Source organism: Neobacillus oceani (assembly GCF_046237595.1).
GTDB classification, from domain to species: domain Bacteria; phylum Bacillota; class Bacilli; order Bacillales; family Cytobacillaceae; genus Bacillus_D; species Bacillus_D oceani.
The window spans coordinates 1130044-1147677 of sequence record NZ_CP143543.1; the positions used below are offsets into that span (position 1 = coordinate 1130044).

Consider the following 17634-nt stretch of genomic DNA (forward strand, 5'->3'; position numbering starts at 1 on the left):
GGAGTGCCAAGCTTGTCAACTAAAAAACAATCTTTTAACCGGTCGGTGTTCATTATACTGGGCGGGAACGTACTGTCACAGGGGCTGATTTTCGCATCATCCCCTCTTCTTACAAGGCTGTATTCTCCAGAGGCCTTTGGCCAGTTGGCTGTATTCATCTCCGTCGTGGCGATGGTCAATGTTTTTACAAGCCTGAAATACGAACTTGCCTTGCCCATTGAACGGGACCAAAAGAAGTTTTTAAACCTGGTTGTGCTGTGCCTGGGTATCCTGGCCATCACAACAATCATTTGCACGGCGGCGGTTTTGATACTGGGTTCCTTTTTCTTTGAAAAACAGTTTGCCGAGTTTCTTTTTTGGCTGCTGCCGCTCGCTTTTTTAGGAGAAGGCATTACAGCGATAACGAATTATTACGGGATTCATAAAAGCAAGTACAAAGACCTGGCTATCCTGAAAGTCAACAAGGCACTTTTTACGGTCGGTGGGCAAGCTGGATTGTATTCCCTTCAGTCAGTGGGTATGGTTGCCGGTGATGTGATGGGCAGGATTCTCGGTGGCTTTAAGCTGATGTTGAAAATGTTCATGGAAATCCGGAAATCGGCCAGTCTGATCAGCGTCAATGAAATAAAGGAAGTTGCCCGGAAATACCGGAAATTCCCGCTTATTTCAAGCTATTCGTCATTTATAAACAGCGCTGGCCTTCAGATGGCCCCGATCCTGCTGAGTGCGATGTACAGCCAGGCGGAGGTGGGACTGTTCGCGCTTGCCCAACGGGTAATTGTTTCGCCTCTGTCCATCATTGGGCGGGCGGTAGCTGATGTGTTCTACGGAACCGCGGCGAAAATCGAAACTCCCGGCGAACTGCTCCGGATGTTTATAAAGACGTCATTAAAATTGCTATTGGTCGGTATCATTCCAATTGGCATTCTTTATTTTGCCGGGGGGAGCCTATTTGGGCTTATTTTCGGAAAAGCCTGGAAGGAAACCGGAACAATCATTCAGATCCTGTCCCTGATGTATCTTGCCCAGTTTATCGTCAGCCCTCTGTCCCAGACATTGAATATTTTAAACAGGCAGGACTTGCAGCTCGTCTGGGATATTGTAAGACTCATCCTTACAGGTTTGCCTTTTCTTGCCGGCTTTTTATTCCAATATGACTTTTATCAACTGATCAGGATTTTTGGAATATCATCTGCCGCAAGCTATGTCCTATTGTATGCGATGATCTTCAGGGTGCTGAAAAAACAAATGTAGGAGCATTAAAACAGCATGGGCACTAAAAAAAACTATACCCTTATTCTCTTATTAGCTTTTCTATACAAATTCATTCTTGATTATGCGTACAAGACTTTTCTTGTGGGGAATTTTGCCTATTCGGGATTTGTAATCAAGGAGAATTATTTTAAATATGCTGAGTCGTGGCTTTTATTATTCCTGTTGATTTCCGGGGTTGTTCTTTACACAAAAGGAATGGAGAAGCCGAGCAAAGTGATTCTGTACATTATTTTACTCAACCTTTTGGTCCCGCTATTAACCTTTTATTCGATGCAGGACGGAGCCAGAATTTATTTGTACAGTATTCTTTTTGGATTCATGCTCACCGTTTGGATAGTCAAAAAATTGAAGGACTTCCGCGTCATCATGATTGAAGACAGTGTCAAGCCGGTCTTTTTCTTCCTGGCCGTGATCACCCTGTATGTATATGGCTATTTAATCGCGACAGGGGGGCTTTCGAGGCTGAGCTTCAACCTTCTTGCGGTTTATGACGTCAGGAGTGTTTACCAGCAGAATAATTCCGGCCTGATGAATTATCTTGTCACCTGGCAGGCTTACGCCATCAATATGTCGATGCTCATCTATACGCTGGAGGGCAGGAAAAAGCAATTGTTTTTCCTATTCCTGTTCCTGCAGCTGCTGCTTTTTGGCATGACAGGGTTAAAAAGCTTCCTTTTCTCGCCAGTCGTCGTGATTGGTTTGTACTATATCTTGAAAAATGTCAAATTAAAAAATCTTGTTCTCGAAATGATGACTGTCGGAGTGCTTTTCATCGTTTCCTTGTCGGTGCTGCTTTACAGCGTCTTTGACAATATTAACGCCGCATCAATTTTTGTCAGGCGTTTGCTGCTAGTTCCTGCCCAGCTGCATTTTGTCTATTTTGACTTCTTTTCCACCCATGAAACGATGAAACTGTCACATTCCTTTTTATCCTTTTTATTTGAAAATCCCTACAATAGCCCAACTCCGGTTGATGTTATAGCCAGTGTGGTTTTTAACAACGAAAACTTCAGCCCCAATGTCGGCTATTTGGGTGATGCTTTTTCTAACTTCGGGTTTATGGGGATTATTGTCTACTCGATAACCCTCGGAGTGGTTTTGAAGATGCTGGACAGTGTCGCAAGGCATGTGCCGATTTATTTTTCGGCGCCGTTAATCGTCATACCGTCTATGGCCTTAATCAATTCCGCGCTGCCCACAAGCTTGGTGACCCACGGCATCTTGTTTGAGATAACGGCTATTTGGCTGTTTTCACAAATTTTCAAGAAAACTAAAGCAGAAGGAGTACCATCGTGAAAATCTGTCATTTGACATCTGTTCACCCTTACACCGATATAAGAATTAACCTGAAGCAATGTGTATCCCTTGCCCGGGCTGGACATGAGGTTTATTTACTCGCACCGAATGCCCCTGATAAAACAATAAACGGGGTCCATCTCCAGCCACTAAGAGTTCATAATAAAAACCGTTTTCAACGTATTTTTAAAAATAAAAGGTTTATTTTGGGTCAGGCAATCGCAATCGATGCGGACGTGTACCACTTCCATGACCCTGAACTGATTTTTGTTGGCAGGGAGCTTAAAAAGCTGGGCAAGAAAGTGGTCTACGATGTCCATGAAGATTTGCCGATGCAGATTTTCCGTAAACCTTACATTCCGAAATTCCTAAAAAAACCATTGTCCATAGCTATTCAAATCGTCGAGAAGAATGCTTCCAGGAATTTTGATTTAATATGCGCGGCGACTCCCCATATTAGTGAAAAGTTTGAAAAGTACAACCCACGGAGGATTGATGTGAAGAACTATCCGAAACTGGGGAAACAGGTAAGCGTCTTGAAAATTCAGCCCCAGGAAGAAAAATATGTTTGCTATATTGGGGGGCTAGCAGGGGACAGGGGCTTATATGTAATGGAAGAAGCGATTCGCATGTCCAACTGCAGCCTGTACCTGGCAGGGAATTTCCACAATCCAGCAGACAAAGCCAGGATTGAAAAGATGAAAAATGACAAAGTGAACTATCTTGGCTTTTTGGATAAGGAGGGCGTTGCCAGTTTACTAGGAAATTCATTGGCAGGCCTTGTGGTCCTTGAGGAGAATGAACCATTTAAATATTCACTTCCTGTCAAAATGTTTGAATATATGTCCGCGGGTATTCCTGTTATCTGCTCCGATTTTCCCTTATGGCGCGAAATCGTGGAAAAACATAATTGTGGCATTTGCGTCAACCCGGCTGATCCGAACGAAATAAGTGCGGCGATTGATTTCCTTCAAGAAAACCCCGATTTGGCTAAGAAAATGGGTGAGAGCGGGCGCCGGGCAGTGGAGACCGAGTATAACTGGGAAACAGAAAGCAATAAGCTAATTGAAGCATACGAACAATTGGCGAACCAAAATTATTCAAAAGAGGTATATGTCCATGAAAATTCAAATGCTCGATCTATCTGAACAATATCTATCAATGAGAGAAGAAGTTCTTCAAAAGATTGATGAAGTCATGTCTTCTTCACGATTTATTTTAGGGGAGAATGTAAAAAAACTGGAGGCGGATGTAGCCAGGTACAGTGGTGCAGGCTATGGAATCGGGGTCGGAAACGGCAGTGATGCAATCCATATTGCTCTCCAGGCTGCGGGTGTCAAAGAAGGGGATGAGGTCATTACTACCGCGTTTACGTTCTTTGCGACAGGCGGGGCAATTGTGCGGGCGGGCGCAACTCCGGTTTATGTCGATATTGACCCGGTTACCTTTAACATCGACCCTTCCAAAATTGAAGCGGCGATTACCGACAAAACAAAAGCAATTATCCCGGTTCATTTATATGGACAAATGGCCGATATGGACAAAATCAAAGAAATAGCCGACAGGCATCAACTGGCAGTGATTGAAGATGCAGCCCAGGCAATCGGAGCCAAATACAAGGGCCATAATGTTGGCGAACTTGGGACAGCGGCTACCTACAGCTTTTTCCCGACAAAGAATCTTGGAGCTTATGGGGACGGCGGCATGATTATTACGAGCAATGAGGATCTCGCTGAAAAAATGCGTGTCATCCGTGTCCATGGAAGCAAGCCGAAATATTACCACCATGTGCTGGGCTACAATAGCCGGCTTGATGAAATGCAGGCCGCAATCCTGAATGTGAAATTCCCTCATCTCGATAAGTGGTCGGATGCCCGCCGTGCAAGGGCTGCCTATTATACCGAAAAACTGAATGAGCAATTGGCCGACGTTATCCAGACACCAATTGAAAAGGAAGGAAATTACCACGTTTTCCACCAGTACACGCTAAGGGTTTCGCGTAGGGATGAGCTCCAGAACTACTTGAAAGAAGCGGGTATTGCAACAATGATTTATTATCCACTGCCATTGCATGTCCAGCCTGTATTTAAAGACCTTGGCTACAAGGAAGGCGACCTGCCGGAAACGGAAAAAGCCGCTAAAGAAGCCTTGTCGCTCCCAATGTATCCTGAATTGGAGCAGGAAGCGCAAGATTATGTGATTGAAAAAATCGTAGAATTCTATACGAATCACCAGAATGGTAACCAACAAGAAACCACTGTACATGGGGAACTTAAAGCGATTGGTTAGTAGACTCAAAAGTAGAAATGAGGTGCCTGAGTGAATATCTGGATATTTAACCATTATGCGACTGCACCTACTCATGTAGGCGGAACAAGGCACTACGATTTAGCCAAGCATCTCACTGATAAAGGATACAATGTTACAATCTTTGCTTCCTCTTTTAATCATTTTTCAAAAAAAGAGATGGTTTTCAAAGGGGAGAAGAGCGAATACAAATCAGAAATGATTGATGGAGTAAAGTATGTATGGATCCATACTCCTCCCTATGAAACGATCTCGGGAAGAGTCAAAAACATCATAAGCTACACGTGGAGAAGCCATAAAATCGGGAGAGCGGCTTGCAGCGAAAGCAAACCTGACATTGTTGTCGGCTCGAGTGTCCACCCACTGGCAGCGATAGTGGGCTATCTGATTTCCAAGAAAGCCGGGTGCAAGTTCTATTTTGAAGAGCGGGACTTATGGCCTCAAACATTTGTCGACTTTGGAAAGCTGTCGCCAGGAAATCCTGTAGCAGTCGCGCTGTACAGGCTGGAAAGCTTTTTATATAAAAAGGCTGACCGCATCATCGTCCTATTTGATAAAGCAAAGTACTACATACAAGCGAGAGGGATAAACCCGAACAAGGTCATCTACTTGCCGAATGGCGTGGACCTCTCAAAATACGATCAATTGGAAAAGTCAGTGGAGATAGACATCCTGTTCAGTAAGTTAAAAAACAAATTTGTGATTGTCTATGCCGGCTCACATGGTGTCGCCAATCACCTAGAACCGATTATCGAACTGTTCGCCAAGCTAAAGAACAATCCGGACTTGCATTTGCTCCTTGTCGGCAATGGGCCGGAAAAAAGCAGGCTTATGGAAAAAGCTGAACAGGAAGGGATTCGGAATATTACATTTCACGATGCCATTCCGAAAACAGAAATTCCTTACTTGTTGAGCAAGGCTCAGATGGGAATCCTCTCCATCATGGACTCGCCCCTTTATTATTGGGGTTTCAGCATGAACAAGATATATGACTATATGGCTGCTGGCCTTCCAATTATCATGATCACTGACCCGGATTTAATCGGATCATTAAGCAACCAGACCGGTATTTATGCGAATAACGATCTAGATGAAACCGCACGCTGGCTCGAGGGGCATTACCGGAACCCCAAGCTATTGGAGCGGGAAGGAAGCCAGCTTAAAAAATACGCGGAACAGAATTATTGTTGGGGAAAGCTCGCTGACAGCCTTGAAACATTTATCGTAAATGATGTAAGTGGTGTGAAATAGCATGAAACGATTCTTTGATTTTACTTGCGCACTCATTGGATTAGCCATTCTTTCGCCGGTGATCCTGCTGACAGCTTTCCTGGTGAGGGTAAGGCTTGGATCTCCGGTGCTCTTCAAACAGCAGCGTCCGGGCCTGCATGGCAAGCCCTTCTATGTCTATAAATTCCGGACGATGACAGATGAGCGGGATGAAGATGGGGCTCTGCTCCCGGATGATGTGCGGTTAACGCAATTTGGAAAACTACTGAGAAAATCGAGCCTTGATGAATTGCCGCAGCTGCTGAATGTATTGAAGGGCGATTTAAGCCTTGTAGGGCCTCGTCCGTTATTGATGGAATACCTCGAACTCTATACAGACGACCAGGCGCGCCGCCATGAAGTCCGCCCCGGAATCACTGGCTGGGCCCAGGTAAACGGGCGAAATGATATTTCCTGGGAGGAAAAGTTCGCTCTTGATGTCTGGTATGTGGACAACCAGTCCTTTTGGCTGGATATGAAAATTTTATTCATGACCTTTCACAAGGTCGTTAAATCGGAAGGGATTAGCCAGAAGGGCATTGCTACCGTTGAAAAATTCACGGGATCATCGGGAACGGGGGTAAAACATTGATAAAACTATGCATAATTGGCCAGGGCGGCCATAGCAAAGTGGTTGAAGATATTGCTCTCTCGTTGGATGAATATACAATCGCGGCACGTCTTGATGACAAATTCAAGTATGTGGAAGAAAAAGATGGGGTGATGTATGGCCCGATTATCCTGGCGAAGGAACTCTCACAAAGGGACAAGAGAATGAAGTTTGTGCTTGCTGTTGGGGATAATGAAGCCCGGAAAAAGATTTCCGGGGAACTTTCATTACCCATGGAACGGTATGCCGTCCTGGCACATCCGGCCGCTGTGGTCAGCATGTCGGCAAGGATAGGGAACGGGACGGTCATTATGCCCAATTGCATCGTAAATGCAGCGGCTACAGTTGGCAATCATGCCATCTTAAATACCGGTTCCGTGATTGAACACGACACGATTCTAGGAGATTACACCCATGTAAGCCCGAATGCCGCACTAACAGGAGGGGTAAGAGTTGGGGAAGGAACGCAGATTGGGGTCGGCGCAACTGTCATTCCAGGCATCCAGATTGGTGACTGGTGCATGGTAGGTGCCGGGGCAACTGTCATCAATCCAGTAAACAACTTTGAAACCGTAGCAGGAACACCGGCTAAACCAATCATGAAAGTAAGGGTGTGAATCTGAATGATCGTTAAACAAAAACAAAAAAGAATCTATCTATCTTCCCCACACATGAGCGGACGGGAGCAATCCTATATCCGGGAAGCTTTTGAAACGAACTGGATTGCCCCTCTGGGCCCGAATGTCAATGCATTTGAAGAGGAAATTGCCGCATACGCCGGCGTCAATGGCGCGGCAGCGGTCAGCTCGGGAACAGCGGCAATCCACCTGGCACTCGAACTTTTGGAGATTGGCAGAGGTGACCGGGTATTTTGTTCCTCATTGACCTTTATGGCCAGCGCCAACCCGATCCTGTATCAGGGAGGAGAGCCTGTTTTCATTGACTCGGAGCCCGATACATGGAATATGTCACCACAGGCATTGAAGCGGGCCTTAAAAAAAGCTGCTAAAACAAATCAGCTTCCAAAAGCGGTAATCGTAGTCAATCTTTATGGGCAAAGCGCCAAGATGGATGAAATTTCGGCAATCTGCAATGAATACGGAGTGCCTTTCATTGAAGATGCCGCCGAATCCCTTGGATCCGAATATAAGGGAAGAAAAAGCGGCAGCTTTGGGAAATTTGGCATCTATTCGTTTAACGGAAATAAAATCATCACCACTTCAGGAGGGGGCATGCTTATTTCCGATGATGTAGCGGCTTTGGAAAGAGCCCGGTTTTTGGCTACGCAGGCGCGTGACCCAGCACCTCATTACCAACACAGCACGGTAGGGTTCAACTATCGGATGAGCAATATCCTCGCCGGGGTCGGACGTGCCCAGCTCGAGGTCCTGGATGACCGGGTTGAGGCAAGAAGGGTAATTTTCAATAGGTATGCTGAAGCACTTGGAGGCATCCAGGGGATCAACTTTATGCCTGAACTGGAAATGACCCGGTCAAATCGATGGCTAACGACATTTACACTTGACCAAAACGTCACACGAGTTTCACCGATGGATCTAATCAACCGTCTTGCCGAAGAAAATATTGAAGCCCGTCCAGTCTGGAAACCGCTCCATATGCAGCCGGTTTTCGATGGAGTCGACTATTACCCGCATGAGCCAGGGTATTGCGTGTCATCAGCTTTATTTGCCAATGGTGTTTGCTTGCCATCCGGCTCGAATATGACATTTGATGAACAGGAACGGGTCATAGAGGCGGTAAAGGATGCGTTTAACTGATCAATTAAAATAAGGAGGCCTGGGAATGGCCTCCTATTGTTATTCTGGACGAACTTCAATTTATCTTTCTATTTAGGTTGAATCAAGAATTTAATTTCTAATTTAACGTTGTGTTTGATTTCCGCTACTCAAGGAAGTATTTCCTAGTAGGGGGGAATATGAAAACAGTTTTTAGGATCAAGAACCTTCAATCTTTTTCTATCCTGAATTGTTAAATGGACCTGCTGTTTGGCGGATTCGAAGAAAAAGCCATGCACCTTAGAGTCCAGGGGCATGGCTTTTCTTAGATTTAGTTCTTGCGGTGTGCCTTAGAGGTTCAATTGGATTCAGCTTTTGCGGTTTTCGTGGACTGTTCAATTTTCAAGTGTTTATTGAGCATCTGTGAAAGCTTTTCCCGCTCTTCATCGGGTACTTCAAAATAGTAGACTCCATCTTTTTTCAGATCGTTTCCGCTTATTTGGATGCGTTCAAGGTTATTTCTCGTCTTTGCATAGTTTTCTTGGAGTTTCTTCATCTCGTTGAATGTTAAATTCGTTTTCATGTTATTTCCGATAACATCTAAAATACTTCGGTAGTTTGCCAGTGTTTTTACATTTGCAGCTTCCTTAATAAATGCCTGGATGACTTTTTGTTGCCGTTCCTGGCGGCCGAAATCGCCCTTTGGGTCTAAATGGCGCATTTGCGTGAATTTAAGGGCTTCCGCTCCATTCAAATGCAACTGGCCTACAGGAAAGTGAAATTTACCATATGAAAAATCCAGTGTGTTTTGCACTGTAACACCGCCAACAGAATCCACCAGTTCCTGAAACCCATTGGTGTTAACCGCGATGTAGTAATCGATAGGGACATTGAGGAAATGTTCAATTGTTTTAATGCTCAAATCCACTCCGCCGTATGTATAGGCATGATTGATTTTATCCTCAATTCCTTTCCCGATGATTGTGGCATATGTATCACGGGGAATGCTCACCATTTTAATCGATTCATCATCAGGGTTAACCGTTAGCAGCATGAGGGAATCGGGGCGTCCGCGGTCTCCGTCACGCTGGTCTACCCCTAATAATAAGACCGAGAATGGATCGCGTTTTGCTAAATCAATCTGCCGGTGATCGTTTTTTGGCCTATTCAAGGGTTCATGTGTGTTTTTTAGTGTGGTGGCAATCGATTGATAGACAGAATAACCGTAGCTGGCTGCCCCAGCGAACAACAGCAGGATGATGATAAGCGTAATTCGAAAACCCTTTTTTCTTTTGTTCATTTTTGGTGGCTTGTTTTCTTTTTCCATTCTTACACTTCCTTTGATGCACTCTAGTTTCATTGTATCATTGGAGCAAACTTAACGTTATTCGACTAAATGACTAGTTCAACTCCAATATACCGAGAAAATCAACATTTCTAGGGAAATATCCCTGGGATAGAGGTCCTTTAGATCATTAAAAATTTTTCCACTATATTAATTGCTTGTTAACTAATTGTTACGAAAGGATAATTCTTTTTGAAAAAGAGGCCTTTGGATCGGGTGAATGGAGTTTTTAGGGAATGAAAAGCTGATTAAACAAGGGAAATCAAGGGGGTTGTTACATAAGTATCAGTTATGATTTTTCAACAGAAATAAGTTGATTGTTTTTAGGTCCTTTAGCCGAGCGACTCTATCGTCATTATTAAAAATGAATAAATCAGCATATATCAAAGGATTGAACCCCAGTGGTACGGTTGATATGGCTAAAACGGAAACCGAAGAATTGAGCAGAATGGAAAAATGACTTGAGGCAGGTAAATAAATGAAGAAAAGATTTCAGTTTAAAAAGGATACAAATAGGAACATGGATGTAACTGGTGAACAAGGCGAGAAAGATTTCATTTTTAAGAGTGAATCAAGTAAACGCTGGAATGTCATGGTCTTTTTCTGTGCTTCCTTTGCCGCCCTTTTCGCGCTTGCGGTCTTTTTTTCCGGCCTTGGCCTTTATTTTAATCCAGTGATGCCAAAGCTGGAAACGAAGGTAGCCGATGAATTTAATATTATTGCACCATCGGAAACAATGACGGCCACACAGCCTGTTTCAGCCAGACAAAAGGTCAGTTTTTATCAAAACAAAGTCTCGTTTAACAAAGATGTGTATGCCTTTTATGTGAATTGGGACAGCAACAGTGAACAATCGCTAAGGGATCATAGTGATGAAATTGACGTATTAGTCCCGCAATGGCTAAGCCTGAATGAAGACCTTGAAGTGGAGAGCGATATCGATCCGGACATCGTAAAGCTTGCGAGGGAAAAGGGTATGAAAATTACCCCATTGATTCATAACATACAGAATGGAAAATGGAACCGGGAAACCGTAACGACCCTTTTGAATTCGCCAGAGGAACGGACGAAATTCATAAAAAACCTGCATGGTCTTATTAAAGAAAATGGATTTGACGGCATCAATATAGACTTTGAAAATCTGGATAGAAAAACCCGTGATCAATTGACCCAGTTTATGAAGGAACTGTACGAGGTATTCCATGCGGACGGGCTAACCGTCTCGATGGATGTCCCAGCTGCGAATCCAGCGTATGATTATCAGCGGCTGGAGAACCATGTGGACCAGTTGATTGTGATGGCCTACGATGAGAATGTCAACTCACCAGGCCCGATTGCTTCTACATCCTGGTTTCAAAGCGTTCTTGAAAAATTGCCTAAGGACAAGCTTATTGTAGCCCTGGGCAATTACGGCTATGACTGGGAGTGGGAAAGCCAGGAGCCGGGGGAACCAGTTTCATTTGATGATATTACGAGGCTTGCCGGAAAAGCAGGCTTGAACATCCAGTGGGATGATATTAGCCAAAACCCGTACGTGAAATATACAAAGAACGGTAAACTGCACGAAATATGGTTTCTTGACAGCGCAACCTTCTACAATCAGCTGAAACTATCCGAAGAGGCAGGTGCAAAAGGAATCGCACTCTGGAGGCTGGGGGCAGAGGACCCCTCGGTGTGGGATATCCTTAAAGGAAACAAACTCGAAGAAATGCAAACGCTCAAAAGTGGCGGGAATATTTTTAGCAAAGGACAAGGGAATATTTTCAGGGCCTCGGAGAGCAGGGAGGAAGGCAGGCGCAGCTTTTTGTTTAATGAGGCAGGTTCCATTGTACATGAATCCTATATTTCCAATCCGAAGGCATATGAGTTTGAGCGTTTAAGCCAAGCGAAAGGAAAGGAAATCGTTTTGACGTTTGACGATGGGCCTACCCCTGAATATACGGGAAAAATTCTGGAAATCTTGAAAGAACAAGGAATCCCGGCTACGTTCTTTTTGATTGGCAAAAATGCCGCACTTCATCAGGACATCGTGAAACAAATGGTAAAGGATGGCCATGAGGTTGGCAGCCATACGTTTACACATCCAAACACGAAGGATTTATCCGAGGAAAAGTTGAAATTCGAGTTGAACAGCACCCAGCGTGTGATCCAGGGGATTACCGGCTATACAAGTGTGCTCTACCGTTCTCCTTTGGGGGATGAAGAGGCAAAGTATTTTCCGGAGCATTTCGAACAAATGAAGAAAGTGACCGAAATGGGCTACATAACTGTAAACTATGATGTTGATTCAAGGGACTGGGAGCTTCGTGACAGGGACGCGATTGTGGACAAAGTCCTGAAAGAGGCGTCCGGCGGCGACATCATTTTGCTTCATGACGGCGGCGGGGATAGGCAGGCAACGGTTGAAGCCTTGCCAATCATCATTGAGCAATTGAAGGGCAAGGGATATACGTTTACAACTGTCAGTGAATTGATGAGCCAAAATCAAAACAAGGTCATGCCCGTTGTGGCGGATGTGGAAAAGCCGATTGTCCATAGCTCCAAACTCGTGCTTTTGGGTGTAGCCCACTTTAAAACTGTAACAGTGGCGTTGCTGATCGGTATCATGCTTGTTCTGGCTCTTCGGCTTTTGATCTTAGGCTTTTTGGCTATAAAACATAAAAAGCAAGTACGGCGGGTTCACGTTCGCCAGGGACAATCTTTCTCTCCTATAGTGAGCGTAGTCATTCCCGCATTTAATGAAGAAAGAGTGATAAAGAAGACGATTGAGTCGATCATGAAAAGCGACTATCCCAATCTCGAAATTATCGTAGTCGATGACGGCTCAAAGGATAAAACATCCCTTACAGTTAGCGAGAATTTCTCCGAACATGAAAATGTCCATTTGGTACATAAAAAGAATGGCGGAAAAGCATCGGCCCTCAATGAAGGAGCGAAGACGGCGAAGGGGGAGATCCTGATTGTCGTGGATGCTGATACAAATGTCTCCCCTGAAGCAATTTCGTTCCTAGTGCGCCACTTTGAGGAAGGACAGATAGCGGCGGTATCAGGAAATGTTCGTGTCGGAAACCGGCGGAATTTGTTAACCATCTGGCAGCACATTGAATATGTCACCGGTTTTAATATCGAAAAACGCGCTTTTGCCACGCAAAATTGTCTCACAGTTGTGCCAGGTGCCATCGGTGCCTGGAGAAAACAGGTGGTTGAAGAGCTCGGGTATTTTTCCGATGATACACTGGCTGAAGATACGGACATGACCTTGAAAATTCTTCGGGAAGGCTATAAAGTAACGGTTGAAGAAAAAGCGTTAGCCTACACCGAGGCGCCTAAAACGTTGCGTGATTTCCTTAAACAGCGTTTCAGGTGGACCTTCGGGACATTGCAATGCTTCTGGAAGCATAAAAAAGCTTTTGCGGGAACAAAACATAAATCGCTCGGATTCCTGGCAATGCCGAATATGCTGCTATTCCAGTTTATTGTCCCATTCTTTGCTCCAGTTATTGACGTGTTGTTTATCTGGAAACTCGCAACTGGCGAAGTAGCGGCATCCCTGCTTATTTTTGGGACGTATTTCATAATCGACTTGATTGTCAGTTTAGTTGCCTTTAAGCTCGAGAAATTAAGTGCGAAACCATTACTTAGCATGATTCTTCAAAGAATTGTGTATCGCTATTTATTGCTCTGGGTCACATGGAAAGCCCTGTTGGTTGCGCTTAAGGGAACCCGGGTTGGCTGGGGGAAAGTAAAGCGAAGCGGGGATTTGGCACCGGAACGCGGGTTGTTTGGGTGAGCAGGGCAATCCACTGACGAAACGTCTAAAGACAAGAAAACATACTTAAAGATAAAGTCCGTTTTATAGTTTCCAAACTAAGACCGTTTCGCTTTGAAAAATAAGTGAAGCGGTCTTGTTGCCTTACAGCAAGAATCTCCTGATAAACAGCTAAAATCTCCGGATAAAAGTATAAAACTTCAGGGAATCGCTAGCAAAGTGCTAGCAGGACGGGGGAAATGGGGCTTCCGTGTTAGCAGGGAATGGCCGAAAGTGGAATGTATTCGATCTAGTTAGAGACGATTTGTAAAGTAGAATGCCAATTGCCACATTTCGAGCGGTGTTTGGGATGCTGTCTATTTTGTTTATTGTACCGAACCATGTGCACGTCAAACACGTCGATGTGTATGCCGGCAAATGATGTGGGCCAGGGTCCGCGGAACGCGGGCCCTTTTTTAAAAAAAGCAGGTTTAAAACAGGCTTGGTTTCGTAAAAATGTTACAAGTTCTATTTGTCTTTTGGGGATTGGGTGTGCAAGAATAAGAAAAAGACATTGATTTTTGGGAGCTGAATGATTTTGGGTAAACAGACTGCGGATTATTGGATTTCCCGGTTGGGGCTTGAGCCGCACGCTGAGGGTGGCTATTTTAAGCAAACGTACCGGTCGGAGGAGGATGTGCCCGGGACGGAACGAGCGCTCTATACAAGCATTTACTTTTTGCTGCGTAACGGGGAGGTGTCGCATTTTCACCGGCTGAAGTCGGATGAGCTGTGGTATTTTCATACGGGGGATTCGCTTTCGGTCCATATGATTCATGAGAATGGCGAGTATGAGGAAGTGCTGCTCGGCCTGGATTTGGAGAAAGGGGAGGTACCCCAGGTGCTTGTTCCGAAGAATACGATTTTCGGGTCGTCGGTTTCCGGAGATGGGACGTATGCGCTTGTTGGCTGCATGGTGTCTCCTGGTTTTGAGTATGTGGATTTCGAGCTTTTCACCCAGGAGGAATTGGTGAAGGATTATCCGCAGCATCGTGAGATTATTGGGAAAATGGCGTATGAAACACTTCCTGAATAGGAGATGCGGTGTTTTTTGGACTTGATTTATCGGGCGAAATATGCCATTGATTTTTAAAAAAAGCTGCCATAGAAAACGTGAGAGGATGAAGAGAATGGTGAATAGCAGGGAAGAAATTATTGGTTGGGGAAAAGCCATTTTGATTGCGATACTTTTAGCATTTTTGACTCGTACTTTTCTTCTGACGCCGATTGAGGTCGAGGGTGCTTCGATGGAACCGACCTTGCAGACCCATGAACGGATGATTGTCACGAAGATTGGCGAGCTGAAGCGGTTTGATATCGTGGTTTTCCATGCGAATGAGCGGGAGGATTACATAAAGCGGATCATTGGGCTGCCTGGAGACAGGATCGAGTATAAGGATGATAAGCTGTATGTAAATGGCAAGGCGTATGATGAGCCGTACCTTGACGAGTTCAAAAAGGAGATTGCGGGTGGCACGCTGACTGATTCGTTCAAGCTGGAGGAAACGGCTGTTGGCGAATCAATCGTTCCAAAGGGCCATTTGTTCGTTTTGGGCGATAACAGGAGATACAGTAAGGATAGCCGCCATATCGGGGCAATTCCGGTTGAAGATGTGGTCGGGACGACGAAGGTTGTGTACTGGCCGTTAAATGAAATCAGGATTATCAAGGAATAATTGCATGGTTAAAGCTGCCGGTTTGGCGGCTTTTTTATTTGAACTTGGTGTGGGGAAAAAAGGGAGATTGTACACCTGCGGCACGCTTTTATGTTTGGAGAGTCCCTTGTTTGCTTGGAGGTTGGGAAAATTTTGTGCGGGTAGGCACGTTGCTCTGTTTGCTCTTTGAAAAATCTTTTTAAAATTTTCGGAAAAATGATATTATGGGGGAAATTGGAAGGAAAAAGGTGAGCAAATGGGTTCTTGGAAAAACCCGATTCTGTTGTTGACAGGGATAGGCATTTCGTATTTGGGCAGCTGGTTGTATCTTGTCGCACTGAATATTTCTATCCTTGATTTAACAGGGTCGGCCGCGGCGGTCGCTGGCTTGTATATTATCAGGCCAATTGCGGTATTAATTACGAATACCTGGTCGGGAAGTGTCATCGATCGGGCTAATAAACGAAAGCTGATGATAGCGACCGATGTCATTCGGGGGTTGCTTGTATTCATCATCCCTTTTACAGATTCGCTCTGGCTGATATATTTTATCATGCTTCTGATCAATATCGCCGGGGCATTCTTCGGGCCAAGTTCAACTGTGTATATCACAAAATTGGTTCCTGAAGAAAACCGTAAGCGGTTCAATTCGATTATGAGCATGACCGCTTCAGGCGCGTTTTTGCTCGGGCCGGCCATCGCGGGAGCGCTTATTATGGTGGCGGGTACGGAGATTTGCATCATCATCAACGCGATTTCGTTCATTATTTGCGCATTCTTTATTTACCTGCTTCCGAATGTCGATAAGGCAAGTGAGGAGGGAAGGGAGCCAATCCGACTGAAAACATTGGTGGAGGATTGGAAAGCGGTCCGGAATTTTGTTGTCGGTGCCAAGTTCTTTATTGTCGTATATTTGCTTTACCAGGGTGCGACATTGATTGGGTTCGCCCTCGACCCGCAGGAAGTGACGTTTATTAAAAAAATCCTTGGGTTGTCGACCAGGGATTACGGGTTAATTGTGAGCATTACAGGAATTGGGGCGCTTGCAGGATCGTCTGTCGCCGCGATGGTATCGAAGAAAATCCCTCTGAAATTTTATCTCGGCGGGGGAATGCTTCTTTCGTCGGTAGGCTATTTGGCTTTCTACTCGTCATTTAATTTCCTGACCGCTACGGCAGCCTTTGTTTTTCTCGGATTTTTCATGGCGTTCGCGACAACCGGCTATGCAACTTTTTTCCAGAACAAGGTGCCGGTCGAGCTGATGGGGAGATTTGCGAGCGTGGCGGAAATGGCGCAGGGGGTCATTCAAATTGGGTTGACGCTGTTGGTCGGCTTCTTCGCGGAATGGTTCAGCCTCCAGTTTGTGTGCATCGTGTTCTCGATTGCCGGACTATTTTTATCGGCAAGCCTGTTTTCGACCATCATTCTGCCTTCTAGGGCGGGCTATTTTAAAGAGAAGGCCCAGGGTGTTCCAAGTTAGGGGCAGCTTTTTGTGAAAGAGAATGAAGTTGAAATAAAAAAAGTAGTGCAAGCCGGCGTGGCAGAGCACTACTTTTTTCAATTTTACAAGGAAGCACCTTTATCCTTGTGCAAATAGTGCGCGACATCCGCGGCTTTGACGTTTTTGAAAACATTGATGACGAAGAGCAGGACGGCGAGGACTAGGATGTTCGGGAAGATTTGCAGCAGGATGATGAGTGATTCGTTTCCAAGAAGCAGGAAGGACAGGCCAAGCATGAATAAAGGCAATGAGATGTTATAAAGCCAGAAATGAAGTTTCGCCAGCTGTGTCTCGCCAGCTTTTGGGAAAAGGACATAGATGACGCCGAACAAAGCCATGGATGCCCAGCCAACCAGGTTAATATGGGCATGCGCCCCCGCTAGCCTATGATCGCCGATAATCTCCATCGTAATCCCCATTCCAACGCCAATCAAAAAGTAAAGAGCCGCAACTTTCAGGAAGAGAGTGCCGAATTTCACAGAAACCACCTCCTTATTAAGAATTGTTTACAGTTATTAGTATACAAGATGAAGATAGTAAATATGAATAGCGTGTTTTGAAGATTCAGTCAATTTGAATCGACACTTTACGCAAAATTGTAAAATTGGCATCAGTTTGGGAGGAACCAGACGAGCGAATTGAATAATTGGGACATTCGGACACGCTGATGGTTTATTTATTAAAAGCTGTCAGAAGTGGAATGAACTTCTGACTCGATGGATCAAAAACTCAAAAAGCTGTCAGAAGAAAGGTGGCCTTCTGACTCGATAGGGGCAAAATCCCAGAAAGCTGTCAGAAGAGACTAGATAGGAGCAAAATCTGAGAAAGCTGT

General features: G+C 44.9%; 14 protein-coding genes. 12 read left to right on the forward strand and 2 right to left on the reverse strand.

Annotated features, from left to right (window positions below):
- The first annotated feature begins 12 nt into the window (after window positions 1-12).
- The 8 genes from V1499_RS05675 to V1499_RS05710 are packed head-to-tail and all read left to right on the forward strand — an operon-like array spanning window position 13 to window position 8535.
- Complete coding sequence (locus V1499_RS05675; protein WP_409274502.1) at window positions 13-1254, forward strand: lipopolysaccharide biosynthesis protein; 1242 nt, start codon at window positions 13-15, stop codon at window positions 1252-1254.
- Window positions 1255-1269: 15 nt separating this feature from the next.
- Complete coding sequence (locus V1499_RS05680; RefSeq protein WP_409274503.1) at window positions 1270-2571, forward strand: oligosaccharide repeat unit polymerase; 1302 nt, start codon at window positions 1270-1272, stop codon at window positions 2569-2571.
- On the forward strand, window positions 2568-3719 hold the full coding sequence (locus V1499_RS05685) for a glycosyltransferase family 4 protein (protein WP_409274505.1): 1152 nt from the start codon (window positions 2568-2570) through the stop codon (window positions 3717-3719). The genes V1499_RS05680 and V1499_RS05685 overlap by 4 nt, the downstream gene beginning before the upstream one ends.
- Window positions 3691-4860, forward strand: a complete 1170-nt coding sequence (locus V1499_RS05690; protein ID WP_316571709.1) for a DegT/DnrJ/EryC1/StrS family aminotransferase — start codon at window positions 3691-3693, stop codon at window positions 4858-4860. The genes V1499_RS05685 and V1499_RS05690 overlap by 29 nt, the downstream gene beginning before the upstream one ends.
- Before the next feature lie 30 nt (window positions 4861-4890).
- Window positions 4891-6129 carry a glycosyltransferase family 4 protein gene (locus V1499_RS05695; protein ID WP_409274507.1) on the forward strand — a complete coding sequence of 413 codons (1239 nt, stop codon included), beginning with the start codon at window positions 4891-4893 and terminating at the stop codon, window positions 6127-6129.
- A 1-nt stretch (window position 6130) separates the two neighbouring features.
- Window positions 6131-6739: a sugar transferase gene (locus tag V1499_RS05700; protein WP_409274509.1), complete on the forward strand. Its 609-nt coding sequence runs from the start codon at window positions 6131-6133 to the stop codon at window positions 6737-6739.
- Complete coding sequence (locus V1499_RS05705; RefSeq protein WP_409274511.1) at window positions 6736-7374, forward strand: acetyltransferase; 639 nt, start codon at window positions 6736-6738, stop codon at window positions 7372-7374. The genes V1499_RS05700 and V1499_RS05705 overlap by 4 nt, the downstream gene beginning before the upstream one ends.
- Window positions 7375-7380: 6 nt before the next feature.
- The gene (locus tag V1499_RS05710; protein ID WP_409274512.1) at window positions 7381-8535 is read left to right on the forward strand and encodes a DegT/DnrJ/EryC1/StrS family aminotransferase; all 1155 of its coding nucleotides are present in this window, start codon (window positions 7381-7383) and stop codon (window positions 8533-8535) included.
- A gap of 316 nt (window positions 8536-8851) precedes the next feature.
- Here the strand turns inward: V1499_RS05710 and V1499_RS05715 are convergent, their stop codons facing one another.
- On the reverse strand, window positions 8852-9820 hold the full coding sequence (locus V1499_RS05715) for an LCP family protein (protein WP_409274514.1): 969 nt from the start codon (window positions 9818-9820) through the stop codon (window positions 8852-8854).
- A 496-nt stretch (window positions 9821-10316) separates the two neighbouring features.
- Between V1499_RS05715 and V1499_RS05720 the strand changes: the two genes are divergently transcribed.
- From V1499_RS05720 to V1499_RS05735, 4 genes are all read left to right on the forward strand, one after another.
- A complete protein-coding gene (locus tag V1499_RS05720) occupies window positions 10317-13628 on the forward strand; it encodes a glycosyltransferase (RefSeq protein WP_409274515.1) in 3312 nt (1103 codons plus the stop codon).
- Between the two features lie 550 nt (window positions 13629-14178).
- Window positions 14179-14682: a cupin domain-containing protein gene (locus tag V1499_RS05725; protein ID WP_409274516.1), complete on the forward strand. Its 504-nt coding sequence runs from the start codon at window positions 14179-14181 to the stop codon at window positions 14680-14682.
- Window positions 14683-14776: 94 nt separating this feature from the next.
- Window positions 14777-15322, forward strand: coding sequence for a signal peptidase I (gene lepB, locus V1499_RS05730; RefSeq protein WP_409274517.1), 546 nt, complete (start codon window positions 14777-14779; stop codon window positions 15320-15322).
- Between the two features lie 235 nt (window positions 15323-15557).
- Complete coding sequence (locus V1499_RS05735; RefSeq protein ID WP_409274519.1) at window positions 15558-16781, forward strand: MFS transporter; 1224 nt, start codon at window positions 15558-15560, stop codon at window positions 16779-16781.
- A gap of 83 nt (window positions 16782-16864) precedes the next feature.
- Here the strand turns inward: V1499_RS05735 and V1499_RS05740 are convergent, their stop codons facing one another.
- Window positions 16865-17281: a cytochrome-c oxidase gene (locus tag V1499_RS05740; protein ID WP_409274520.1), complete on the reverse strand. Its 417-nt coding sequence runs from the start codon at window positions 17279-17281 to the stop codon at window positions 16865-16867.
- Between the last annotated feature and the right edge of the window lie 353 nt (window positions 17282-17634).

Coding starts and splice junctions, on each gene's coding strand:
- V1499_RS05680 (WP_409274503.1), top strand. CDS start 1,270: ATGGGCACTAAAAAAAACTATACCCTTATTCTCTTATTAGCTTTTCTA.
- V1499_RS05690 (WP_316571709.1), top strand. CDS start 3,691: ATGAAAATTCAAATGCTCGATCTATCTGAACAATATCTATCAATGAGA.
- V1499_RS05700 (WP_409274509.1), top strand. CDS start 6,131: ATGAAACGATTCTTTGATTTTACTTGCGCACTCATTGGATTAGCCATT.
- V1499_RS05710 (WP_409274512.1), top strand. CDS start 7,381: ATGATCGTTAAACAAAAACAAAAAAGAATCTATCTATCTTCCCCACAC.
- V1499_RS05715 (WP_409274514.1), bottom strand. CDS start 9,820: ATGGAAAAAGAAAACAAGCCACCAAAAATGAACAAAAGAAAAAAGGGT.
- V1499_RS05720 (WP_409274515.1), top strand. CDS start 10,317: ATGAAGAAAAGATTTCAGTTTAAAAAGGATACAAATAGGAACATGGAT.
- V1499_RS05725 (WP_409274516.1), top strand. CDS start 14,179: ATGATTTTGGGTAAACAGACTGCGGATTATTGGATTTCCCGGTTGGGG.
- lepB (WP_409274517.1), top strand. CDS start 14,777: ATGGTGAATAGCAGGGAAGAAATTATTGGTTGGGGAAAAGCCATTTTG.
- V1499_RS05735 (WP_409274519.1), top strand. CDS start 15,558: ATGGGTTCTTGGAAAAACCCGATTCTGTTGTTGACAGGGATAGGCATT.